Consider the following 22,135-nt stretch of genomic DNA (forward strand, 5'->3'; position numbering starts at 1 on the left):
CATTTGATTTGTTTGCTGCTAGGATGAAGTTCACGCAGTTGCATGGATGTAAGAGGAACGAGCGGTGTCGAGCATAGAGTCGAATAAAAAGTCGGACATAAAGAAGAAGCTGGAATCCTGTCTCAAGGAACGGATCCTGATCATCGACGGTGCCATGGGCACCATGATCCAGGGCTACAAGCTGGGTGAGGCGGACTATCGGGGCGAGCGCTTTGCCGACTGGCACACCGACATCAAGGGCAACAACGATCTGCTGGTATTGACCCGGCCTGCGGTGATCCGCGAGATCCACGATCAATACTGCGCCGCCGGGGCCGACATCCTCGAGACCAACACTTTCAACGCCACCCGTATCGCCATGGCCGATTACGAGATGGAAGCCTTCTCCGCCGAGATCAACCGCGAAGCCGCCCGTCTGGCCCGCGCCGTGGCGGACGAGTGGACGGCCAAAGACCCGGCCAAGCCGCGCTTCGTGGCAGGGGTCTTGGGCCCCACCAACCGCACCTGTTCCATCTCGCCGGACGTGAACGATCCCGGCAAGCGCAACGTCACCTATGACCAGCTGGTGGCTGCGTACACGGAGTCGACCCACGCCCTGATCGAGGGGGGGGCCGACCTCATTCTGATCGAAACCATCTTCGATACTCTCAACGCCAAGGCTGCCGCCTTCGCGGTGGATCTGGTGTTCGAGGAGCTGGGCTATGTGCTGCCGGTGATGATCTCCGGCACCATCACGGATGCCTCCGGCCGCACCCTCTCCGGCCAGACTACGGAAGCTTTCTACCATTCGCTTCGCCACGTCAAGCCCATCTCGTTTGGCCTCAACTGCGCGCTCGGCCCCGACGAGCTGCGCCAGTATGTCGAAGAGCTGTCGCGCATCAGCGAAACCCATGTCAGTGCCCACCCCAATGCCGGTCTGCCCAATGCGTTCGGCGAGTACGATCTGGACGCGGGGGAGATGGCGGACCATATCCGCGAGTGGGCTTCGAGCGGCTTCCTCAACCTGGTAGGGGGCTGCTGCGGCACCACCCCGACCCATATCCGCGCCATGAGTGATGCGGTGGCGGGCATCAAGCCGCGCGCGCTGCCCACGCTGCCGGTCGCCTGCCGACTGTCTGGCCTCGAGCCCCTCATCATTACCGCGGACTCCATGTTTGTGAACGTCGGGGAGCGTACCAACGTCACCGGCTCGGCCAAGTTCAAGCGGCTGATCAAGGAGGGGCTCTACGACGAGGCGCTGGATGTGGCCAAGCAGCAGGTGGAGAGCGGCGCCCAGATCATCGACATCAACATGGACGAGGGGATGCTGGACGCCGAGGCGGCCATGGTGCGCTTCCTGAACCTGATTGCCGGCGAGCCCGACATAGCCCGAGTGCCGGTGATGATCGACTCCTCCAAATGGGAGGTGCTGGAAGCGGGCCTCAAGTGCGTGCAGGGCAAGCCGGTGGTCAACTCCATCTCCATGAAGGAGGGGGAGGAGAAGTTCATCGCGCAGGCCAAACTGCTGCGTCGCTACGGCGCCGCCGTCATCGTCATGGCGTTCGACGAGGTGGGCCAGGCCGATACCCGTGCCCGCAAGTTCGAGATCTGCCAGCGCGCCTACCGGATCCTGGTGGATCAGGTGGGCTTCCCGCCGGAAGACATCATCTTCGATCCCAACATCTTCGCGGTGGCGACCGGCATCGACGAGCACAACAACTATGCGGTGGACTTCATCGAGGCGGTGAAGGACATCAAGACCCATTTGCCCCACGCCATGATCTCCGGCGGCGTCTCCAACGTCTCCTTCTCGTTTCGCGGCAACGAACCGGTGCGCGAAGCGATCCACGCCGTCTTCCTCTACCACGCTATCCAGAACGGCATGGACATGGGGATAGTCAATGCCGGTCAGCTTGCCATCTATGAAGACATTCCGGCCGAGCTGAAGGCGAAGGTCGAGGCCGTGGTGCTCAACTTGAGTGACAGTGCCACCGAGGATCTGCTGGCCATCGCCGAGAAGTATCGTGGCGCTGGTGCCCAGGCAGAGGATCCGCGGGATCAGGAGTGGCGCAGCTGGCCGGTAGGCAAGCGGCTGGAGCACGCTCTGGTCAAGGGCATCACAGACTTTATCGAAGAGGATACCGAGGAGGCGCGGGCCGGCGCCGAGAAGCCGCTGCACGTGATCGAAGGGCCCCTGATGGATGGCATGAACGTGGTCGGCGATCTGTTTGGCGCAGGCAAGATGTTCCTGCCCCAGGTGGTCAAATCCGCCCGGGTGATGAAGCGGGCTGTGGCCTATCTGCAGCCCTATATCGAAGCCGAAAAACAGGGCGGCTACAGCAATGGCAAGATAGTGCTCGCTACCGTGAAGGGGGACGTGCACGACATCGGCAAGAACATCGTCGGGGTGGTGCTGCAGTGCAATAACTACGAGATCGTCGACTTGGGGGTTATGGTCTCCTGCGAGACCATTCTCAAGACTGCCCGTGAAGTAGGAGCGGACATCATAGGGCTGTCGGGCCTGATCACACCGTCTCTCGACGAGATGGTGCACGTGGCCAAAGAGATGGAGCGCCAGGGCTTCAAGCTGCCGCTCTTGATCGGCGGGGCCACCACCTCCAAGGCGCACACCGCGGTCAAGATCGAGCAGAACTACAGCGAACCCGTGGTCTATGTGTCGAACGCATCGCGCGCCGTCGGGGTGGCCCAGAGCTTGCTCAACCCTGAGCTCAAGCCTGCCTTTGTCGCCCGCATCGACAAGGAGTACGAGGTTGCCCGTGATCAGCATGCCCGCAAGCAGCCGAGATCCCGGCCTGTCAGTCTGGCCCACGCCCGCGCCAACCGGCAGCAGCTGGACTGGGTTAACTATCAACCGCCGGCCCCCTGCGAGCCCGGCGTGCAGACGTTCGAAAACGTGTCCGTCTCGGTGCTGCACCCCTATATAGACTGGACGCCGTTTTTCCTCAGCTGGGAGCTGGCGGGCAAGTATCCGCGCATCCTGGAAGACGAGATCGTAGGTGAGGAGGCGACCAAGCTGTTTGCCGATGCCAACGCCATGCTCGACAAACTCGAGCGTGATGGGAGCGTGCGCTGCGCCGGTATCATAGGTTTGTTCCCCGCCAACGGGGTGGGCGACAGCATAGAGGTCTACACCGACGAGTCGCGCACCCAAGTGCGCAAGGTGTTGCACCATCTGCGCCAGCAGAGCGAGAAGCAGGGCTTCCCCAACTACTGTCTGGCGGATTATGTGGCGCCGAAAGAGAGTGGCCAGCCGGACTGGATCGGTGCCTTTGCCGTGACCGGCGGCATCGGCGAGGAGGCCATAGCGCACGCCTACAAGGCCGATCACGACGACTACAACGCCATTCTCATTCAGGCGGTGTGCGACCGTCTCGCCGAGGCCTTCGCCGAGTATCTGCACGAGCAGGTGCGAAAGCGGCACTGGGGCTATGCCCCCGACGAGGCCCTTAGCAACGAAGAGCTGATCCGCGAGAACTATCGCGGCATACGCCCGGCGCCCGGCTACCCCGCCTGCCCCGAGCACACCGAGAAGGGCAGCATCTGGGAGCTGCTGGGCGTCGAGCAGGCCATCGGCATGAAGCTGACGGAATCCTACGCCATGTGGCCGGGCGCGGCCGTGTCGGGCTGGTACTTCTCCCACCCCGACAGCAAATACTTCGCGGTGGCGCAGATCCAGCAGGATCAGGTGGAAGATTACGCCGCCCGCAAGGGGATGACGCTGGCGGAAGCAGAACGCTGGCTGGGGCCGAACCTGAACTGAATAGTGATCTCCCCTGTGGTACGGGTTGATCTTTGACGAGAAACGGCGGCATCCTTGGGCTGGTTGACAGACCAGCTTAGGACCGCCGTTTGACATATCGGTGACAACGGGATTGCAGTGTGCAGTTCTGTGTGGTTTGTCTTGTTGTCAGGAGAAACAATTGGCGTTGTCTTGGCGCTGTGGCACCTTATACTCTCCCGCCCCATCCTGCCCAGGCACTGCCTTCTAGCGGAATTTTCATGAAGATCGCCATTTTATCCCGTGAGCCCAGAAACTATTCCACCCGCCGTCTGGTCGAGGTGGCACAGGCGCGCGGTCATCAGGTAGAGGTGCTCGACACCCTGCGCTGCTACATGAATATCGCCTCCCACAGCCCCTCCATTCACTACGAAGGACGAGAGCTGGAGAGTTACGACGCCGTGATCCCGCGCATCGGCGCCAGCATCACCTTTTACGGTACCGCCGTGCTGCGCCAGTTCGAGATGATGAGCACCATGGCCCTCAACAGCTCGGTGGCCATCTCCCGTTCCCGCGACAAGCTGCGTGCGATGCAGCTGCTGTCACGCCACGGCATAGGTCTGCCCATCACGGGTTATGCCCACAGCACCCACGATGTGCCGGATCTCATCACCATGGTGGGGGGCGCCCCTCTGGTAGTGAAGCTGCTGGAAGGGACCCAGGGGATTGGGGTTGTGTTGTGCGAGACCCAGAAGGCCGCCGAGAGCGTGATCGAGGCCTTTATCCAGACCAACAACAACATCCTGGTGCAGGAGTATATCCGCGAGGCCAACGGCGCCGACATTCGCTGTCTGGTGGTCAATGGCAAGGTAGTCGCAGCCATGCGCCGCCAGGCCCAGCCGGGGGAGTTTCGCTCCAACCTGCACCGTGGCGGCACCGCCGAGGCGATCAAGATAAGCCCCGAAGAGCGGGCGACTGCGGTGCAGGCCGCCAAGATCATGGGGCTGGATGTGGCCGGGGTGGATATTCTGCGCAGTGCCCGAGGCCCGCTGGTGCTGGAGGTGAACTCCTCCCCCGGCCTGCAGGGGGTAGAAGCGGCCTCCGGCAAGGATGTGGCGGGCAAGATCATCGAATTCCTCGAACTCAAGGCGAGCCGCAAGAACAAGCCTGCCGAATGATCGCAGCAACCCGGATGGTTGGAACAGACAAGGCGCCTTCGGGCGCCTTGCTTTTTTTGGCTCGCCACTCGGATGAGGGCTGGGCCGCCAGGGGGCGCTCGACCTGGCCGTCGGAGCAGCGCAACGCACCCGAGTTCAGGTGCCGAGGGCTAGAGCAAGAGGGGATGCAGAAGGTCATAGCGCTGCGCGAGAAGGAGGGCTCCAGAAGGGTCAGGCCGGCGAAACGATTGGTAAGATTTGGTTTCAAATGAGACTCTCGTTTGCGTTATCATCTGTTGCAAAATTGCACCATCTCAAGATCAAACACCAAGGCTTAATTATTTTCTGGATGAAGTGGCTGGATTGCGGTGCCGCACTTGCCTCTCGGTGGCACAAACGCTCTACTTGGCGCCCTTCGCACGTCGCGGAACATAAAAATTTAATAAAACTATCTGCGGATTTTTTGCACGAATACGCCATTCGCGCCGACTTCCGTCATGATTTTACCTTGTCATAGGCAGACTACGCAGCATGAACAACCAAAAATTAACATCCAGAGACATAGTCGCTCTGGGCTTCATGACCTTCGCGCTCTTCGTCGGCGCAGGCAACATCATCTTCCCACCCATGGTCGGGTTGCAGTCCGGTGAGCTGGTGTGGAGCGCCGCCCTCGGCTTTCTGCTGACGGCGGTTGGCCTGCCGGTACTCACCGTGGTGGCGCTGGCCAAGGTGGGGGGCGGTGTGGATGCCCTGAGCGCGCCCATCGGCCGCAAGGCCGGGCTCCTGCTCGCCACCGTCTGCTATCTGGCCGTGGGGCCGCTGTTTGCCACTCCGCGCACGGCGACTGTCTCCTATGAGGTGGGACTGGCTCCCCTGTTTGGCGATGATGGCTCGGCCCTGCTGATCTACAGCCTGGTCTACTTCACCCTGGTGATCGGCATCTCCCTCTACCCGGGTCGGCTGCTCGACACAGTGGGTCATGTGCTTGCGCCGATCAAGATCCTGGCGCTGGCGGCGCTGGGCCTCGCTGTCCTGTTATGGCCTGCCGGCTCTGCCATCCCGGCCATCGAGAGCTACCAGCATCAGCCTTTCTCCAACGGCTTCGTCAATGGCTACCTCACCATGGACACCCTGGGGGCCATGGTGTTTGGTATCGTCATCGTCAACGCGGCCCGCTCGCGCGGGGTGAGCAGTGCCGGGTTGCTTACCCGTTACACCATACTGGCCGGCCTTATCGCCGGGGCGGGATTGACCCTGGTCTACCTCAGCCTGTTCCGCCTCGGCTCGGTGAGCGGTGAACTTGTGCCCCATGCCCAGAATGGCGCCGAGATCCTGCACGCCTACGTCCAGCACACTTTCGGCAGCATGGGCAGCGGTTTCCTGGCGCTGCTCATCTTCATCGCCTGTCTGGTGACGGCCGTCGGCCTGACCTGCGCCTGTGCCGAGTTCTTCGCCCAGTACCTGCCGCTCTCCTACCGTACCCTGGTGCTGCTGTTGGGGGGCTTCTCCATGCTGGTCTCGAACCTGGGGCTGAGCCACCTGATCCAGCTCTCGGTGCCGGTACTGACCGCCATCTATCCCCCCTGCATAGTGCTGGTGGTGCTGAGTTTCACCCTGCGCTGGTGGGGCAATGGCACCCGAGTGGTGGCGCCTGTCATGCTGATCAGCCTGCTGTTCGGTCTTATCGATGGGCTCAAGGCCTCGGCCCTGGCCGGCCTGCTGCCGGCCTGGAGTCTCGCCCTGCCGCTGAACGAGCAGGGGCTGGCCTGGCTGCCGCCTTCACTATGTGCCCTGCTGCTGGCAGCCCTCTGGGATCGCCTGCAGGGTCGCCCACAGGTGGCCGCCTGTCAGTAAGGGCCTGGCCCGAATGAAAAAACCGGCCCCTTGGCCGGTTTTTATGACGGAAACAATGAACAAGGCGCCCTCGGGCGCCTTGTTCATTGTTACTCCCGCATCGCCAGTCTGGCGCTGAAGATGCCATCCTCCAGCCGGGTCTCTATCTGCCAGTCCAGCTTCTCGCAGATGCGCTGGATGATGGTGAGGCCGCAGCCATAGCCCAGGATCTGATCCGGCGCCGCCGCGGTCGGGTTGCTGATGGTGAGCAGGGGCCCGCACAGTTCGATCTCGATGTGCCCCTCGGCATAGCTCAGGGCATTCTTGAGCAGGTTGCCGAGTGCGATGGCGAGCAATGAGAGGGGGGCGCTCACCTCGCTCTCCTCGTCCAGATGCAGCCGGATGTCCAGCGTCTCCCGCTGCAACAGCGGGGCCAGGCGTGCCAGCTCCTGCTGGATCAGCGGCGCGACCCGTTGCAATGGCCGCTCCACCGCCTCCTTGCGGCCCAGCAGCAGGAAGGTCTCGGTGAGCAGCGCCATCTCATCGGCGGCGGCGCGAATGCGCAGGGTGGCGCGGGCGGCCGGCGCCGGCAGGTCAGTCACCTTGCCGAGCAGGGCGGCGGAGCCCTGGATCACCATGTTGGGGGTGCGCAGCTCGTGGCTGGCGAAGCGGCTGAACTCCTGCTCGCGGGCGAACACGGCGGCCACCTCGTGCTTGCCGGTCAACAGTGCCAGCTCTATGTCCCGCAGCTCCTGCCAGGGGGCGTCGGGTACGAAATCCGCCTGATCCGGCGTGAGGTGAGCCACCCGTTGACGCAATCGCTCAAGGGGGCGCGTGATGTGGCGCACCAGCCAGATGCCGAAGCCGATGCAGGCGAGCAGCAGGGCCAGCCCGATCAGCCGGGTCGCCAGATGCAGCTGGTCTTCATAGGGATCAAGGTAGTCGTCGGCATCATCGTTGAATACCAGGTAGAGCAGCCCCTCGCCGGACGGATGGGGCCGCACCAGGAAGTGCTTGTCCTCATCCCCCAGCACATGTTCGTAGAAGCCCGGGCTCTGATAGGGCTTGAGCCAGGCGGGCAGCCGGCCGGCCTGGGTCCAGTAGCTGGAGAACTGACGCGGGCTGGGGGCGGGGGCCGCCACGCCGAGCCGCAGCCAGTCGTCGTTGTAGCGGGTCACCTCGGCTTCCAGCCAGTGACGCAGGCTCAACTCCTCCATTTTGTCTTCGGCTACCACCATCAGCAGGCTGATGATGATCAGCAGCAGCATGCCGGCCCCGCTCAGGGTCAGGATCAGGCGACGGTGCAGGCTGGGCAGGCTGTCCTGGGCATCTGGCTGTGCCTGGTCAAGGCCTTCGGCAGGCTGGCCCATTGAGTCACCCGATAAGGATGGGTCATGGCCTTCGGGTTTGGTCATGAAGTCACCAGCCGATAGCCCTGGCCGTGCAGGGTTTCCAGCATGGGGGTGGCAAAGGGTTTGTCGAGGGCGTTGCGCAGGGCATAGATGTGGCTGCGCAGGGCGTCGGAGTCGGGCTCTTCATCGCCCCAGACGGTGTCGAGCACCTCCTGACGGCTCACCAGATGGGGGGCGCGACGCATCAGCAGGGTGAGGATCTGGAACGGGATCTTGCCGAGCTTGAGCTCGACTCCGGCGCGGGTGGCGCGGCCACTGGCGGGATCCAGCGTCAGCTCGCCCACGCACAGCGCCCCCATGTCGCTGCGGGGGCCGCGCAGGGCCAGTGCCTGCAGCCGTACTTCCAGCTCCTCCATGGCGAAGGGCTTGACCAGGTAGTCATCGCCACCGGCCCGGAAGCCCGCCAGTTTGTCATCTAGGCTGTCGCGGGCGGTGAGAAACAGCACCGGGGTCGCGACCCCGTCGGCTCTCAGCCGCTCTACCGTGCTCAGGCCGTCCAGGCGCGGCATCATGACGTCCATGATGATGACGTCGAAGCGCTGCTGCGCCAGCAGTTGCAGCGCTGCCTGACCGTGATAGGCACAGTCCATCCTGTGCCCGGCCAGCTCCAGGTAATCCATGATGGTTTCCGCCACCTGGGGATTGTCTTCCACCACCAGTATTTTCATGTTTTGATCTCCTGGTTTTGACCGGCATTTCACGCTCGTCTCACACTGGACAAGCCATCCTTTGTGGCAGTGTAACCCCGAGGATCCCTGATGAAGAAGTCTCTCTGCGCGCTCTTGCTGTTTATCTTGTTGCCACTTGGCACCGCGCAGTCGGCCGAGTTCAAGTTGACCGGCCGCACCACCTGGCAGCTGGGCCAGCTGATGGTCAACGGCATTCCCTTCGTGCTCGATGAAGGGACCCGCTTCAAGGACGGGCTGAGCGAGGACGATCTTGGTGGCACCTGGGTCGATCTGGAAGGGGTGATAGAGGGCGAGCTGAGGGTGATCCGCAAAGTGGAAGCGCTGGAGGAGGACGATGAGATGGAGCTGGAAGGGCCGGTCGCACAGGGGCGTATCTGGGGATATGTCACTTCGGATGACAGCTTGGCCCCCTTCGAAGGCCGCTGGCTGGAGCTGGAGTGCAAGTTTGACGGCATGCGGTTGAGCCGCTGCCGCGAGGACGACTGAACACAAGCTTCATTTGTCTACCGGCAAAATGGCCTGCTCAGATCCATAGTTAAACCTCAACACGAGTTTGACCATGGGCTTATTGCTATGACGCGCACCTATCTTCTGTTGCTGGCACTGCCGCTCTGCACCCTTGCCGCCGATGGTGAGCTCTGGCTGGTGGAACTGGAACACAGCGACGGCATTCGCCTGCAATTTCAGGGGGCCGAACTGGAGCTTGGCAGTGCACGCCTGAGCGGGGTTCGCCACGCGGGTGAGCTCAGACCCGGCATGCGGCTTGCCATCCTGAGTCGCAACGGCGTCGCCGAGCATATTCGCCGCACAAATTTCGTGCCAGAGTCAGCGGCGGCCGTTCACTGGCGACGGGCAGAGGCTCCCTTGCTCGCGGTGGCCGGCCACTCGCTGCAATTGCAGGGGCTGGGCACAATCACCTTCGATGCCGGTACCCGCTGGCTCAACGGCGGTCCCGCCGATCTGCAACCGGGTCGCCAACTGGTGCTGAGTCGCGATGAAACGGGCCGGGTAACCGAGATCCTGATCCCCAACCCCGAGGATGAACCGGAATAAGGATCATGCAGTCAAACGCTTAATATTTATTTTGCTAAATTAGAAATATCTTTTTTATCTATATTCCAAAAGATGATTAAGTGACGAATAAAATAATAGAGCGGATGCTCTGATATTATATCAATCAATATTGGTCGAAGTGAAATTAATAACTTTGTTTATGTGTTTCACATATTAAAGTGTGGGCTGGATCGCATGTTGCGATTAACATGACTGATATTGTCGTACCCACATGCCACCCGCTGATATATAAAGTTGGTGAATGCATGTCAATGTTAAATATATTGGGGTTGCTATGAAAAAATTAAAACTAACTGGCTTGTCATTAATCATATCCGGCCTGCTGATGGCACAGGTGCAAGCGGCTGAGCCCGTCTACCCAGACCAGCTCCGCTTGTTTTCATTGGGCCAAGAGGTCTGTGGCGACAAGTATCGCCCCGTCAATCGAGAAGAGGCGCAGAGCGTTAAAAGCAATATTGTCGGCATGATGGGGCAATGGCAAATAAGCGGGCTTGCCAATGGCTGGGTCATTATGGGGCCGGGTTATAACGGTGAGATAAAACCAGGAACAGCATCCAGTACCTGGTGTTATCCGACCAATCCTGTTACCGGCGAAATACCGACGATGTCTGCCCTGGATATTCCAGATGGTGACGAAGTAGATGTACAGTGGCGGTTGGTACATGACAGTGCGAATTTCATCAAACCAACCAGCTATCTGGCCCATTACCTCGGTTATGCCTGGGTGGGCGGCAATCACAGCCAATATGTCGGTGAAGACATGGATGTGACCCGTGATGGCGATGGCTGGGTGATCCGTGGCAACAATGACGGTGGCTGCGATGGCTATCGCTGTGGTGACAAGACCTCCATCAAGGTGAGCAATTTTGCCTACAACCTGGATCCTGACAGCTTCAAGCATGGCGATGTGACCCAGTCCGACCGTCAGCTGGTCAAGACGGTGGTGGGCTGGGCTATCAACGACAGCGACACCCCCCAATCCGGCTATGACGTCACCCTGCGCTACGACACCGCCACCAACTGGTCCAAGACCAATACCTATGGCCTGAGCGAGAAGGTGACCACCAAGAACAAGTTCAAGTGGCCACTGGTGGGGGAAACCGAACTCTCCATCGAGATTGCAGCCACCCAGTCTTGGGCGTCCCAGAACGGGGGCTCGACCACCACCTCCCTGTCTCAGTCCGTACGACCGACTGTGCCGGCCCGTTCCAAGATCCCGGTGAAGATCGAGCTCTACAAGGCCGACATCTCCTACCCCTATGAGTTCAAGGCCGATGTCAGCTATGACCTGACCCTGAGCGGTTTCCTGCGCTGGGGCGGCAACGCCTGGTATACCCATCCGGACAATCGTCCGAACTGGAACCACACCTTCGTCATAGGTCCGTACAAGGACAAGGCGAGCAGCATTCGTTACCAATGGGACAAGCGTTACATCCCGGGTGAAGTGAAGTGGTGGGACTGGAACTGGACCATACAGCAGAACGGTCTGCCTACCATGCAGAATAACCTGGCCAGAGTGCTGCGCCCGGTTCGGGCCGGGATCACCGGTGATTTCAGTGCCGAGAGCCAGTTTGCCGGCAACATCGAAATCGGTGCTCCCGTACCGCTCGCGGCTGACAGCAAGGTGCGTCGTGCTCGCAGTGTGGACGGCGGTGGTCAGGGTCTGAGACTGGAGATCCCGCTCGATGCACAAGAGCTCTCCGGGCTTGGCTTCAACAATGTCAGCTTCAGCGTGACCCCTGTTGCCAACCTATAATGGCAGTGTGTTGCAGTAAGAGAACCGGGCCCATGGCCCGGTTGTTGTTTGTACTGGTCGGGCTGGTTAAAGGCTTGTGCTTTCCATTTCCCCACTTATACTGGCGCCATCTTGTCGGAGTGCCAACCGTCGAACGACGCAAGGCTGAGACCGTTAATTCGGGATCCGTGGAACCTGATCAGGCTAGAACCTGCGAAGGGAAACAAGGGTAACCAGTGGGTTGCCGCGCCGGGGAGGAACAAGCTTCCCCGCTCGCCGAGAGGAGTGATCCGACCGGCAAGCCAGTGCGCACAAGAGGGAGCCTGCCATCCTGTTCTGTCACCTTGTCCATCAGGGGGGAAGTGCAGAAGATGCGCAGGAGGAAGCCAAGGCTTCAGTTTTGCTCCCTCTTGAATGCAAACCTCACCCACAGGTTCATCACTTCTCCTCGAACTCCAGACAAGCAAACACCCATAACTTCAACCAGTTAATGAGAGTTTTGCTATGTCTACTTCCGTATCATCCGCCACTGAACAGGCCGTATCCGAGCAGGCTGTTTCCGAACAGCGCAAGCCAGCCCCCAGCCGCCGCGAGCAGCGTGCCAGTGCCCAGCGTTTTATCGACAATCTCAAGGGGATGGCTCACCCCAACTCCAGCCGCATCTTTATCGAAGGTTCTCGCCCCGATATCCGGGTGGGGCTGCGCGAAATTGCCCTGGCCGACACCCTGGTGGGTGGCAGCAAGGATAACCCGCAGTTTGAAGCCAACGAGCCTGTCCCCGTCTATGATACCTCGGGTGCCTACGGTGATGAGCATGCGGTCATCGATGTGCGTCTCGGTCTGCCGCGCCTGCGGGAAAGCTGGGTACGGGAGCGCGGTGACAACGAAGAGCTCGATGATCTCAGCTCCGCCTTCACTCAGGAGCGTCTGGCCGATGAGGGGCTGGACCACCTGCGCTTCGATAACTTGCCCAAGCCTCGTCGCGCCAAGCCTGGCCGCCGGGTAACCCAGCTGCACTATGCCCGTCAGGGGCTGGTCACCCCCGAGATGGAATTTATCGCCATCCGCGAGAACATGGGCCGCGAGCGGGTGCGCTCCGAGCTGCTGCTGCGCCAGCATCCGGGTCAGGGTTTCGGTGCCCGCCTGCCCGAGAACATCACCCCCGAATTCGTGCGCGATGAGGTGGCTGCCGGCCGCGCCATCATTCCCAACAACATCAACCACCCGGAAACCGAGCCCATGATCATAGGCCGCAACTTCCTGGTGAAGATCAACGCCAACATAGGCAACTCGGCGGTCAGCTCCAGCATCGAAGAGGAGGTGGAGAAGCTGGTGTGGTCCACCCGCTGGGGCGCCGACACCGTCATGGATCTCTCCACTGGTCGCAACATCCACGAGACCCGCGAGTGGATCCTGCGCAACAGCCCTGTGCCCATAGGCACAGTGCCCATCTATCAGGCGCTGGAAAAAACCAACGGCATCGCCGAAGACCTCACCTGGGAGCTGTTCCGCGACACCCTGCTCGAACAGGCCGAGCAGGGGGTGGATTACTTCACTATTCATGCTGGCGTCTTGCTGCGCTACGTGCCCATGACCGCCAAGCGCCTCACCGGTATCGTCTCCCGGGGCGGCAGCATCATGGCCAAGTGGTGTCTGTCGCACCACAAGGAGAACTTCCTCTACCAGCATTTTCGCGAGATCTGCGAGCTGTGCGCCGCCTATGACGTGGCCTTGTCGCTTGGGGACGGTCTGCGCCCCGGTTCTGTCTATGACGCCAACGACGAGGCCCAGTTCGCCGAGCTGCGCACCCTGGGCGAGCTCACCAAGATCGCCTGGGAGTACGACGTCCAGGTGATGATAGAGGGGCCGGGTCATGTGCCCATGCACATGATAGAGCGCAACATGACGGAGCAGCTGGAGCACTGTCACGAGGCGCCTTTCTATACCCTGGGCCCGCTCACCACAGACATAGCTCCCGGTTATGATCACTTCACCTCCGGCATAGGCGCCGCCATGATCGGCTGGTACGGCTGCGCCATGCTCTGCTACGTCACCCCCAAGGAGCACCTGGGGCTGCCCAACAAGGAGGACGTGAAACAGGGTCTCATCACCTACAAGATCGCCGCCCATGCCGCTGACTTGGCAAAGGGTCACCCGGGGGCCCAGATCCGCGACAACGCCATGTCCAAGGCGCGCTTCGAATTCCGCTGGGAGGATCAGTTCAATCTGGCGCTGGATCCCGAGACCGCCCGCGCCTACCACGACGAGACCCTGCCCCAGGAGTCCGGCAAGGTGGCGCACTTCTGCTCCATGTGCGGTCCCAAGTTCTGCTCCATGAAGATCACCCAGGACGTGCGCGACTACGCGGCCAGTCTGGAGGCGGTCGAGGTGAAACTGGTGGGCATGGATGGCCAGCAGGAGCGGGTAGTGGCCGAGGTTGAGAGCGGCATGGCGCAGATGGCAGAAACCTTCAAGGAGAAGGGGAGCGAGCTCTACCATCAGGCGGCGGCCCTCAAACCGGCGCGGGAGGAGGCATGAACAGCCGACCCATCGTCTGGACCATAGCCGGTTCAGATTCCGGGGGCGGTGCCGGCATTCAGGCCGATCTGCATACCTTGCACGATCTCGGCGTGCACGGTTGCTCTGTCATCACCGCCATCACGGCCCAGAACTCGGTGGCGGTGAAGATGGTCGATCCCGTGCTGATGCAGACCTTCACCGCCCAGATCGATGCCCTCGGTGTCGACTTGCCCCCAGCGGCCATCAAGATAGGCCTGCTGCCGACTCGGCTCCATGTGGAGGTGCTGGCCCGGCGGCTCGATACCCTGACGGCCCCCTTCGTGGTCTACGACCCGGTCGCCATTGCCAGCACTGGCACCCCCATGGCCGAAGCCAACATGCTGGCGGCGGTGTGTGAACATCTGCTGCCGCGCCTCTCCCTCATCACCCCGAACGGCCCCGAACTGGAGGCGCTGACCGGCATTCCCGCCAGCAGCCCTGAACTGGTGCGGGCGGGGGCGGCGCGACTGCGCGAACTCGGCGCCAGGGCGGTGCTGGTCAAGGGCGGGCATCTGGGCTGGAGCGAAGAGCTCTGCCTCGATTACTACCAGGACGAGCAGCGCGAGTTCTGGCTGGCGGCGCCGCGTATCGACACCCGCCACGGCCACGGCACCGGTTGCTGTTATGCCAGCGCCATCGCCGCCGTGGTGGCGCAGGATCACCCGGTCGATGACGCCATCACCCTGGCGCGTGCCTACCTGCAACAGGGGCTGGCTGGGGCGCAAGGGGTGGGGGCCGGCCCTGGCCCCATCGCCCATCTCGGCTGGCCAGCGGATCTTGCCCACTTCCCCCGCGCCGTGCTGGCAGGGTCGAACCTGGATCGCCGCTTTGGTCTTTATCCCGCCTGCGAGGCCCGCCTGCCCGAGGGCCCCTTTGCCGCGACCGAACAGCATCTGGGTCTCTATCCTGTGGTGGATTCGGTCAAGTGGCTCAGGCGTCTGCTGGGGGCCGGGGTCAAGACCCTGCAGCTGCGCATCAAGAACCTGCCCGCCGCCCAGGTTGCGCCGGCCATTGTCGAGGCGGTGGCGCTGGGTCGCCGCTTTGGTGCGCGGCTCTTTATCAACGACTACTGGCAGCAGGCCATAGCCGCGGGTGCCTATGGCGTACATCTGGGGCAGGAGGACATGGAGACGGCGGATCTCGCCGCCATCCAGGCCGCCGGCCTGCGCCTCGGTCTCTCCACCCACGGCTACTTCGAGTTGATGCGGGCCCGGGAGCTGGCCCCTTCCTACATAGCGCTGGGTCATATCTTCCCCACCAACACCAAGCAGATGCCGTCCCGCCCCCAGGGGCTGGTGCGACTGCAACGCTACCAGGCACTCATGCGCGACTGGCCGACGGTCGCCATCGGTGGCATCAGCGAGGATCGCGTGGCTGCGGTTCAGGCAAGCGGGGTGGGTAGCATTGCGCTGGTGTCTGCCATCACTGCAAGCGACGACTGGCAGGGGGCCACAGCCCGATTGCTGGCAGCAGTGGGGGCGGGGGATGAGCCCTGCTCTGCGCTTATCCATCAGGCCATCACGCAGCAGGAGGCCGATCATGCTCTCTGATGTGGAGTACCTGCGCTACGGCAGGCAACTGATGCTGAGCGAAATCGGCGAGGCGGGGCAGGCGAGGCTGAAAGAGGCATCCGTGCTGATCGTCGGCCTCGGCGGGCTCGGCTCGCCGTTGGCCCTCTATCTGGCCGGAGCCGGGGTGGGTACCTTGTGGCTGGCCGACGGCGATACTGTGGATACCAGCAACCTGCCGCGCCAGATCCTGTTCGATGGAGAGGGGCTGCGCCGCTCCAAGGCCGAGCTGGCCCGGGAGCGGTTGGCGGCCCACAACCCCCATGTAGAGCTTATCGCCATCAATCAGCGGCTCGATGAGCAGAGCCTGCCCGCCTTCGTGGTCGAGGTGGATCTGGTTGTCGACTGCTGCGACAACCTGGCCAGTCGCCACGCCATCAACGCCGTCTGTGTGGCTCAGCACAAGCCCTGGATCTCGGCCGCCGCCGTCGGCTGGCAGGGACAGCTGATGGTACGAACCGCCCCCGAGCATGCCTGCTACGCCTGTCTCTATCCGCTGGATACCGAGATCAAGGAGAGCTGCCAGAGCAGCGGCGTTACCGGCCCCCTGGTGGGGGTGATGGGCGCCTTGCAGGCGCTGGAAGCCTTGCGTCTGCTGCTGGGCAAGCCCAGTCCGGTGGCGGGCACCCTGCGCCGTTTCGATGCCCTGACCCACGAGTGGCAGACCCTGGGGTTGTCCCCCGATCCTGCCTGTTCCGTGTGCGGCGCCTCTACCTTTGCCAATCCCATGGAGGATGCGCAATGAAGATCCGATTGAACAACAGCGAGCTGGTGCTGACGACCAGCCCGGATAACCAGATCTGCGTGGCCGAGCTGCTGGCGGCCCGCGAGGTAGCCCCGCAGGGGGTGGCGGTGGCCCTCAACGGCGCCGTGCTGCCCCGCAGCCGCTGGCCAGACACCCGGCTCAATGACGGGGATGAACTCCACCTTTTCACTGCCATCGCCGGAGGCTGAGATGCTGACCATAGCCGACCATGAATTTTCGTCCCGCCTCTTTACCGGCACCGGCAAGTTTGCCCGCCCGGATCTGATGGCGGCCGCCATCGAAGCAAGCGGCTCCCGGCTGGTGACCATGGCCATCAAGCGCCTCGACCCCGGCAAGCGCCACGACGATATCCTCACCCCGCTGCTGGCACTCGGGGTCAAGCTGCTGCCCAACACCTCGGGCGCCAAGACGGCCGCCGAGGCGGTGTTTGCCGCCCATCTGGCCCGGGAGGCGCTCGGCACAAACTGGCTGAAACTCGAGATCCACCCCGATCCCAAATACCTGCTGCCCGATCCCATAGAGACGCTCAAGGCGGCCGAGCAGCTGGTGAAAGAGGGTTTCGTGGTGCTGCCCTACTGCGGGGCCGATCCCGTGCTCTGCAAGCGGCTCGAAGAGGTGGGCTGCGCCGCCGTCATGCCGCTCGGCGCGCCGATTGGCTCGAATCAGGGGCTGGTGACCCGGGATTTCCTCGCCATCATCATCGAACAGGCGCGGGTGCCCGTGGTGGTGGATGCGGGGATAGGTGCGCCGAGCCACGCCGCCGCGGCCTTTGAGCTGGGTGCCGACGCCGTGCTGGTGAACACAGCCATCGCCGTGAGCCGGGATCCGGTCGCCATGGGCCGCGCCTTCGCGCTGGCCTGTGAGGCTGGCCGCAGCGCCTATGAGGCGGGCCTCGGCGCGCGCGGGCTGCAAGCCAGCGCCTCCAGCCCGCTCACCGACTTTCTGGAGGCCTTATGAGCCTGAGCACAGGGCAAGACTCGGTGGCGATGGCCTCTCTCGTCCCAATTCCCGAGATGGATGGGGTCCGCTCCCCTCTCCCTCTGGGAGAGGGGCTGGGGGTGAGGGCATCAGAGGCGAGGGCTGGGGCCGCGTCTTTCGTAGACCGCTGGCGCGAGCTGGAGTGGGACGATATCGGCATGCAGATCCGCGCCAAGACGACCCGGGATGTGGAGCTGGCGCTGGCCAGTCCACGCCGCACCCTGGCCGACTTTATGGCGCTGATCTCCCCGGCCGCCGAGGCATACCTGCCTCAGATAGCGGCCGAGGCCGAGCGCCTCACCCGCCAGCGTTTCGGCAATACGGTGGGCTTCTATGTGCCCCTCTATCTGTCGAACCTTTGCGCTAACGACTGCTCCTACTGCGGCTTTTCCATGAGCAATCGCTTGAAGCGCAAGACGCTGGATGCAGAGGAAATTGAGCGCGAATGTCTGGCTATCAAGGCGCGCGGTTTCGACAGCGTGTTGCTGGTGACCGGCGAGCACGAGAGCAAGGTGGGCATGGCCTATTTTCGTGAGCACCTGCCGCAGATCCGCCGCCATTTCAGCGCCTTGGCGATGGAGGTGCAGCCACTGTCGCAGGCCGATTACGCCGAGCTTAAAACCCTGGGACTGGATGCCGTCATGGTCTATCAGGAGACCTATCACGCCCCCAGTTACGCTCGCCATCACCTGCGCGGCAACAAGCAGGATATCGACTGGCGGCTCGCCACCCCGGAGCGGTTGGGGCGGGCCGGCATCGACAAGATAGGGCTGGGGGCGCTGATTGGCCTCTCTTCGGATTGGCGCGCCGACAGCTATTTCGTAGCCGAGCACCTGAGCTGGCTCGAGCGCCATCACTGGCAGAGCCGCTATTCGCTCTCCTTCCCGCGCCTGCGTCCCTGCACCGGCGGCCTGCAGCCTTCCGTGGTCATGTCGGACAGGCAGCTGGTGCAGCTCATCTGCGCCTGGCGCCTCTTCTCGCCGACCCTGGAGTTGTCGCTCTCCACCCGGGAATCCCCTGTGTTTCGCAACGGCGCCCTGCGCCTCGGCATCACCCAGATGTCGGCGGAATCGCGCACCCAGCCGGGCGGCTATGCCGAAGGGGACAAGGAGGAGCTGGAGCAGTTTGCCATCCATGACGCTCGCCCGCTGGGTGAGGTCGCCGATGTCGTCAGGCAGGCGGGGTTGCAGCCGGTGTTCAAGGACTGGGAATCGTTTTTGGGCCGATAGGGGCGGCCACGCCCCCTTTGCCGGTGGCATCCGGGCGTCCAGCCAGACGCTGTGCCTGTGGCAAGCAGGCACGGCTGCGCCGTGCAATCGTAGGGTCGATTGGCCGTCAGGCGTAATCGTCCGTTCTATGTGATGGGAGGAATGGCACGGCCTTGCCGTGCAGGACACGAGGCCGCTGGCCTCGAAGGGGTTTCGCCCGCCCTTCGGGCCGGGGCGAGTGACTTTGGAAAGACCCAAAGTCACCAAAGGTCTTCTCCCCCACTTATTCGCCCGACTTCGTCGGGTGCCTTCGGCTCACCCGCTTGTCCGACGGCACGCGCCGCTCGCTCGACATCCTGTCTCGCGGCCTGGACAAGCGGGTTCGCTTCAGCGAATAAGAGGGGGAACCAAGAGCGTGTCCGCCCCTTAGATCGTGGTGGGTGCAGTTGATATGCGAGATGGTTCTTAGGGTAATTGCTTGAGGTAATTGGTTAGCGAGAAGGGGTGAGCAAATTCCTTCATGCCTGCCAACCTGTCCAGCTCTGCCTGCCCAATCTGCTGCAACTGGTTTTTTTGGGCAGGAGTTAGGGTGGTGGCGCTGGCCTTGATTAATACGTTGAGAAAGGAACTGTCTCCCTCTACTGCTTGATGGAACGCCTTGAGCGCCAGTGCATCAACCTCTGCTGCGGTGCAGCGCTCCATGCTTTTTTCATGCAGATAGATAAGCACGGTCGCCTGTTGTTCCCTCCCCAGTGACCAGAAGTGGTCGCCTTTCGCTGGCAGCGTGGGTGTGTGCTGCGACTTGATCGCCTCACACCGCTCAAACGCTGGATCCAGATCATGCAGTGACAGGGCCATGGTGCCCTGACAGACAAAGAGCAGCAGGAACGTGAGTTTACTTGTTATATGAGGCATGGACGCACTTCCAGAATTGAGATTCTTTACCTGTTGAGGACCATGCCATGGGTTCGACAACCTGATTCAATTTATGGCGAAGCATATTGGGGATACCTTCCATTGCTTGGCCATACAACTCCCAGTCGTGGTCATGGATGTTGTAGACCACATCTTTGGCACTTCTTGGGTCACTGAAAATGGTATATAGCGGCGTGGCGGAAACGGCGAAGGCCAATTGATTCGCACTATCCACAAGTTGGTCGATCTGCTCAAGAGCATCTATTGAGCGAGAACTCAGAGTCAACTCCTTGATCGGACAAGTGGCTATCCCCATGATACTCTCCTGTTGCTATCAGACATGAATGAGGCCAAATGGATATCATTTATCCCGCTGACGGTCAAATTAAAGGGTTTGAAAATGGAAGATGTATCGTACTGTTCTGAGGTGAGCAGGAATCCGAGAGGTAGATATTTATTATGATGTTGCTGGTCGTTTTTCTCATCGCGGGAATCTACCTTTTTTCGGGTTTTGGTCGGCTTGAAGATAAACGGTTTTTATCCGGTTCATTCTTGATGTTGTTCTATCTTGCCCTTTATTACTTCTTTCCTGTCACCACATCTGGCGCTTCCATTTATATTGGGCGGTTAACCCAATATCTGCCCATATTCTCATATGGTGTGATATTATTTGGTCATGCCATTCTCCCATCCCATAAAGAGACATATGTTAATTGGGCCGGATTTTTGGGATTGGCATTTGCCATCATCTCTCATTCTGCAATGTAATACTCATTAATTTCATTGTTAGCATCAAAGTGGGCTTGGCAAGCAAAGTTGCAATCGTAGGGTGCAATTCACTTCGTTCATTGCACCCAACGGTATTGATTGTATCGTATAGGATCCTGTATCTAGGCTTCCATCTCTGCAGTCAGAATTTCTGCCTCTACATTAACCGGTAAAGTTTCTAAAATATGTTCAAGCTTCGCTTGATCTAGGATGGGTGCCGATCTCATCTTTTCTTTTGAATTAGCATCGGCAACATCAATTTCGTTAAATCGGCCCTCCAGTTTTCTTAAGTTTGCATAGCATCCTATATCAACGGCGAAAGCTTGGAATGTACCTTCTGATGACTTATGAGTGAGCGCTGAAGCACAACTATGAATGATTCGATAATCAAGTAGTCTATATATGAGAGCTCGTAAAGCATCATTTTGCTGAAGGAGTTTTTCCTCAATAACGAAGATGTTTACTTTCTTGTCTAGACAAAAGCGCTTAATAATATAAATGCCTTTTATGAGATCTCCTTGCTCATCATCTTTTGAATCCTGCTTAAGTTCTTCAATTTTTCTTTCAAAGTTGTTTCTTGAAAGAAGTCTAACCTCATCTTTACCTATTCTTCCGCCTGAATCTTGTACGCAATCGCTAAGAAGGTGCAAAAACAGAGATAATATGTCACGTGGAACACCACCACCAGCCATGACTAATCTCTCAAACCCTTCTCCTTTGAATAGGCTCATCACTTCACTTTCAGTCATGCCAACTTGTTTGCCAAATTGAACTAAGATAGCTCTGTTTTGTTGAAGTGTTTTTGTAAAGTTGCTGAATGTATAATCTATATCTATAGGTTGATAGTCATGCCGCTCTTGTGCACCTATGGGTTGACCATCTCTATCAACATACAGTGTCGAAGAATGTCGAAGAATGTCGAAGCGTGGCTATCTTGAAATAAATAGGAATGTCTTTGCAAAGACGGTGTACATAATCAACGACAAAAGCTTGATCAGTTCGTTTTAAGTGATAAAGGTCATCAATTTGTAGAATAATACCTTTCACTGTACTGGATGCCTCAAATAAATCGCGTAGGTTCTCTTTCAACCTTGGAAGCCATAGATCAAGTTCCTGCAATTTTTCACGATGGATTTTAAAGGATCGTTCAATCTCTTGACTATTTTTTCCTGATGATCTGTGTGAAAGTGAGATTTGGTCTATTTTTAACCCGACATCATACCCAGTAAGTGTTTCAGCAGATTTTTTACTTTTAATATCCTCATCGCGAAGATCTGCTTCAACATGAAGAGTCTCAAGTTTCCCCAAGATATCCTTGAGTATTATTTTTAGCTTTCGTTTCTTCCCAAACCATCCTGATATATTTTTATCAAGCTCGCGAAATATAGAAGATAGTATTTCCACTAAGACGTTAGGGAATGAGTGTCTTTTGAAATCTTCACAGTTTAGATAGATACTTTTCAGTTCAGGCCTTAAGTGTCGAGAAGAATGATGTAGCAGTAGGGTTTTTCCACATCCACGGCGAGCAAAGATAGCATGATTCTGTTTTGCTTTGGCATCCTGCAGGGCCGTACCAACACTTATGTAATCTACAGGGTCACTATCTCTTTGGACTCGTAGATTCTCAGAGATAACTTCCCTAAGTTTTTCTAATTTCATTGCATCAGCCATTTTCTCTTGCCTTCCCCTTTTGAACCACAATGTTCGATGCTATATGAATCCCACCTGGCTTGCTAGGTCTTAATACTACGGTGT

At 59.8% G+C, this 22,135-nt stretch carries 19 protein-coding genes and 1 riboswitch; of the genes, 13 read left to right on the forward strand and 6 right to left on the reverse strand.

The features are described 5' to 3' along the window. Positions 1–64 precede the first annotated feature (64 nt). The 3 genes from metH to brnQ all read left to right on the forward strand — a co-directional run bounded on the left by metH (position 65) and on the right by brnQ (position 6,729). Positions 65–3,760, forward strand: coding sequence for a methionine synthase (gene metH, locus BN1128_RS11085; RefSeq protein ID WP_042868661.1), 3,696 nt, complete (start codon positions 65–67; stop codon positions 3,758–3,760). Between the two features lie 239 nt (positions 3,761–3,999). Beyond that, on the forward strand, positions 4,000–4,896 hold the full coding sequence (gene rimK / locus BN1128_RS11090) for a 30S ribosomal protein S6--L-glutamate ligase (protein ID WP_042868663.1): 897 nt from the start codon (positions 4,000–4,002) through the stop codon (positions 4,894–4,896). A gap of 510 nt (positions 4,897–5,406) precedes the next feature. Continuing rightward, on the forward strand, positions 5,407–6,729 hold the full coding sequence (gene brnQ, locus BN1128_RS11100) for a branched-chain amino acid transport system II carrier protein (RefSeq protein ID WP_042868667.1): 1,323 nt from the start codon (positions 5,407–5,409) through the stop codon (positions 6,727–6,729). Positions 6,730–6,818: 89 nt separating this feature from the next. Here the strand turns inward: brnQ and BN1128_RS11105 are convergent, their stop codons facing one another. Continuing rightward, positions 6,819–8,078, reverse strand: coding sequence for a sensor histidine kinase (locus tag BN1128_RS11105; protein ID WP_042868669.1), 1,260 nt, complete (start codon positions 8,076–8,078; stop codon positions 6,819–6,821). A 41-nt stretch (positions 8,079–8,119) separates the two neighbouring features. After that, positions 8,120–8,788: a response regulator transcription factor gene (locus BN1128_RS11110; RefSeq protein WP_042868671.1), complete on the reverse strand. Its 669-nt coding sequence runs from the start codon at positions 8,786–8,788 to the stop codon at positions 8,120–8,122. A 90-nt stretch (positions 8,789–8,878) separates the two neighbouring features. Here BN1128_RS11110 and BN1128_RS11115 point away from each other — a divergent pair, with 90 nt between their 5' ends. The 9 genes from BN1128_RS11115 to thiH all read left to right on the forward strand — a co-directional run bounded on the left by BN1128_RS11115 (position 8,879) and on the right by thiH (position 18,718). Further along, a complete protein-coding gene (locus tag BN1128_RS11115) occupies positions 8,879–9,295 on the forward strand; it encodes a hypothetical protein (RefSeq protein ID WP_042868673.1) in 417 nt (138 codons plus the stop codon). An 87-nt stretch (positions 9,296–9,382) separates the two neighbouring features. Further along, positions 9,383–9,862, forward strand: a complete 480-nt coding sequence (locus BN1128_RS11120; protein ID WP_042868675.1) for a hypothetical protein — start codon at positions 9,383–9,385, stop codon at positions 9,860–9,862. A gap of 295 nt (positions 9,863–10,157) precedes the next feature. Further along, positions 10,158–11,639 carry a beta-barrel pore-forming toxin aerolysin gene (aerA, locus tag BN1128_RS11125; RefSeq protein ID WP_042868677.1) on the forward strand — a complete coding sequence of 494 codons (1,482 nt, stop codon included), beginning with the start codon at positions 10,158–10,160 and terminating at the stop codon, positions 11,637–11,639. A gap of 105 nt (positions 11,640–11,744) precedes the next feature. Next, positions 11,745–11,858: riboswitch (TPP riboswitch) on the forward strand. A gap of 264 nt (positions 11,859–12,122) precedes the next feature. Continuing rightward, positions 12,123–14,156 (forward strand): phosphomethylpyrimidine synthase ThiC, encoded by a 2,034-nt coding sequence (gene thiC / locus BN1128_RS11130; RefSeq protein WP_042868680.1) that lies wholly within the window; start codon positions 12,123–12,125, stop codon positions 14,154–14,156. Then, positions 14,153–15,727: a thiamine phosphate synthase gene (thiE, locus tag BN1128_RS11135; RefSeq protein WP_042868682.1), complete on the forward strand. Its 1,575-nt coding sequence runs from the start codon at positions 14,153–14,155 to the stop codon at positions 15,725–15,727. The genes thiC and thiE overlap by 4 nt, the downstream gene beginning before the upstream one ends. Beyond that, the gene (locus BN1128_RS11140) at positions 15,717–16,490 is read left to right on the forward strand and encodes a HesA/MoeB/ThiF family protein (RefSeq protein ID WP_042868684.1); all 774 of its coding nucleotides are present in this window, start codon (positions 15,717–15,719) and stop codon (positions 16,488–16,490) included. Before thiE ends, BN1128_RS11140 begins: the two co-directional genes overlap by 11 nt. Continuing rightward, positions 16,487–16,699 carry a sulfur carrier protein ThiS gene (thiS, locus tag BN1128_RS11145; RefSeq protein ID WP_042868686.1) on the forward strand — a complete coding sequence of 71 codons (213 nt, stop codon included), beginning with the start codon at positions 16,487–16,489 and terminating at the stop codon, positions 16,697–16,699. The genes BN1128_RS11140 and thiS overlap by 4 nt, the downstream gene beginning before the upstream one ends. Before the next feature lies 1 nt (position 16,700). Then, complete coding sequence (locus BN1128_RS11150; protein WP_042868688.1) at positions 16,701–17,468, forward strand: thiazole synthase; 768 nt, start codon at positions 16,701–16,703, stop codon at positions 17,466–17,468. A 29-nt stretch (positions 17,469–17,497) separates the two neighbouring features. Beyond that, on the forward strand, positions 17,498–18,718 hold the full coding sequence (gene thiH, locus BN1128_RS11155) for a 2-iminoacetate synthase ThiH (protein WP_156140282.1): 1,221 nt from the start codon (positions 17,498–17,500) through the stop codon (positions 18,716–18,718). 444 nt (positions 18,719–19,162) lie between these two features. Here thiH and BN1128_RS11160 read toward each other — a convergent pair whose 3' ends face one another. Continuing rightward, positions 19,163–19,612: a hypothetical protein gene (locus BN1128_RS11160; RefSeq protein WP_042868690.1), complete on the reverse strand. Its 450-nt coding sequence runs from the start codon at positions 19,610–19,612 to the stop codon at positions 19,163–19,165. Further along, the gene (locus BN1128_RS11165; RefSeq protein WP_005316265.1) at positions 19,593–19,928 is read right to left on the reverse strand and encodes a hypothetical protein; all 336 of its coding nucleotides are present in this window, start codon (positions 19,926–19,928) and stop codon (positions 19,593–19,595) included. Before BN1128_RS11165 ends, BN1128_RS11160 begins: the two co-directional genes overlap by 20 nt. A 143-nt stretch (positions 19,929–20,071) precedes the next feature. Here BN1128_RS11165 and BN1128_RS11170 point away from each other — a divergent pair, with 143 nt between their 5' ends. Beyond that, on the forward strand, positions 20,072–20,380 hold the full coding sequence (locus tag BN1128_RS11170; protein ID WP_042868693.1) for a hypothetical protein: 309 nt from the start codon (positions 20,072–20,074) through the stop codon (positions 20,378–20,380). Positions 20,381–20,502: 122 nt separating this feature from the next. Here BN1128_RS11170 and BN1128_RS26035 read toward each other — a convergent pair whose 3' ends face one another. Both BN1128_RS26035 and BN1128_RS26040 read right to left on the reverse strand, forming a co-directional pair. Next, entirely contained in the window at positions 20,503–21,129 is a 627-nt protein-coding gene (locus BN1128_RS26035) for a hypothetical protein (RefSeq protein ID WP_209428557.1), read from the reverse strand. 136 nt (positions 21,130–21,265) lie between these two features. Continuing rightward, complete coding sequence (locus BN1128_RS26040; RefSeq protein ID WP_209428558.1) at positions 21,266–22,051, reverse strand: P-loop NTPase family protein; 786 nt, start codon at positions 22,049–22,051, stop codon at positions 21,266–21,268. Positions 22,052–22,135: the final 84 nt, after the last annotated feature.

The sequence above is a fragment of the Aeromonas piscicola genome, assembly GCF_000820005.1.
In the GTDB taxonomy this organism is placed as follows: domain Bacteria; phylum Pseudomonadota; class Gammaproteobacteria; order Enterobacterales; family Aeromonadaceae; genus Aeromonas; species Aeromonas piscicola.

Coding starts and splice junctions, on each gene's coding strand:
- rimK (WP_042868663.1), top strand. CDS start 4,000: ATGAAGATCGCCATTTTATCCCGTGAGCCCAGAAACTATTCCACCCGC.
- brnQ (WP_042868667.1), top strand. CDS start 5,407: ATGAACAACCAAAAATTAACATCCAGAGACATAGTCGCTCTGGGCTTC.
- BN1128_RS11105 (WP_042868669.1), bottom strand. CDS start 8,078: ATGGGCCAGCCTGCCGAAGGCCTTGACCAGGCACAGCCAGATGCCCAG.
- BN1128_RS11110 (WP_042868671.1), bottom strand. CDS start 8,788: ATGAAAATACTGGTGGTGGAAGACAATCCCCAGGTGGCGGAAACCATC.
- BN1128_RS11115 (WP_042868673.1), top strand. CDS start 8,879: ATGAAGAAGTCTCTCTGCGCGCTCTTGCTGTTTATCTTGTTGCCACTT.
- BN1128_RS11120 (WP_042868675.1), top strand. CDS start 9,383: ATGACGCGCACCTATCTTCTGTTGCTGGCACTGCCGCTCTGCACCCTT.
- aerA (WP_042868677.1), top strand. CDS start 10,158: ATGAAAAAATTAAAACTAACTGGCTTGTCATTAATCATATCCGGCCTG.
- thiC (WP_042868680.1), top strand. CDS start 12,123: ATGTCTACTTCCGTATCATCCGCCACTGAACAGGCCGTATCCGAGCAG.
- thiE (WP_042868682.1), top strand. CDS start 14,153: ATGAACAGCCGACCCATCGTCTGGACCATAGCCGGTTCAGATTCCGGG.
- BN1128_RS11140 (WP_042868684.1), top strand. CDS start 15,717: ATGCTCTCTGATGTGGAGTACCTGCGCTACGGCAGGCAACTGATGCTG.
- thiS (WP_042868686.1), top strand. CDS start 16,487: ATGAAGATCCGATTGAACAACAGCGAGCTGGTGCTGACGACCAGCCCG.
- BN1128_RS11150 (WP_042868688.1), top strand. CDS start 16,701: ATGCTGACCATAGCCGACCATGAATTTTCGTCCCGCCTCTTTACCGGC.
- thiH (WP_156140282.1), top strand. CDS start 17,498: ATGGCCTCTCTCGTCCCAATTCCCGAGATGGATGGGGTCCGCTCCCCT.
- BN1128_RS11160 (WP_042868690.1), bottom strand. CDS start 19,612: ATGCCTCATATAACAAGTAAACTCACGTTCCTGCTGCTCTTTGTCTGT.
- BN1128_RS11165 (WP_005316265.1), bottom strand. CDS start 19,928: ATGGGGATAGCCACTTGTCCGATCAAGGAGTTGACTCTGAGTTCTCGC.
- BN1128_RS11170 (WP_042868693.1), top strand. CDS start 20,072: ATGATGTTGCTGGTCGTTTTTCTCATCGCGGGAATCTACCTTTTTTCG.
- BN1128_RS26035 (WP_209428557.1), bottom strand. CDS start 21,129: ATGACTGAAAGTGAAGTGATGAGCCTATTCAAAGGAGAAGGGTTTGAG.
- BN1128_RS26040 (WP_209428558.1), bottom strand. CDS start 22,051: ATGGCTGATGCAATGAAATTAGAAAAACTTAGGGAAGTTATCTCTGAG.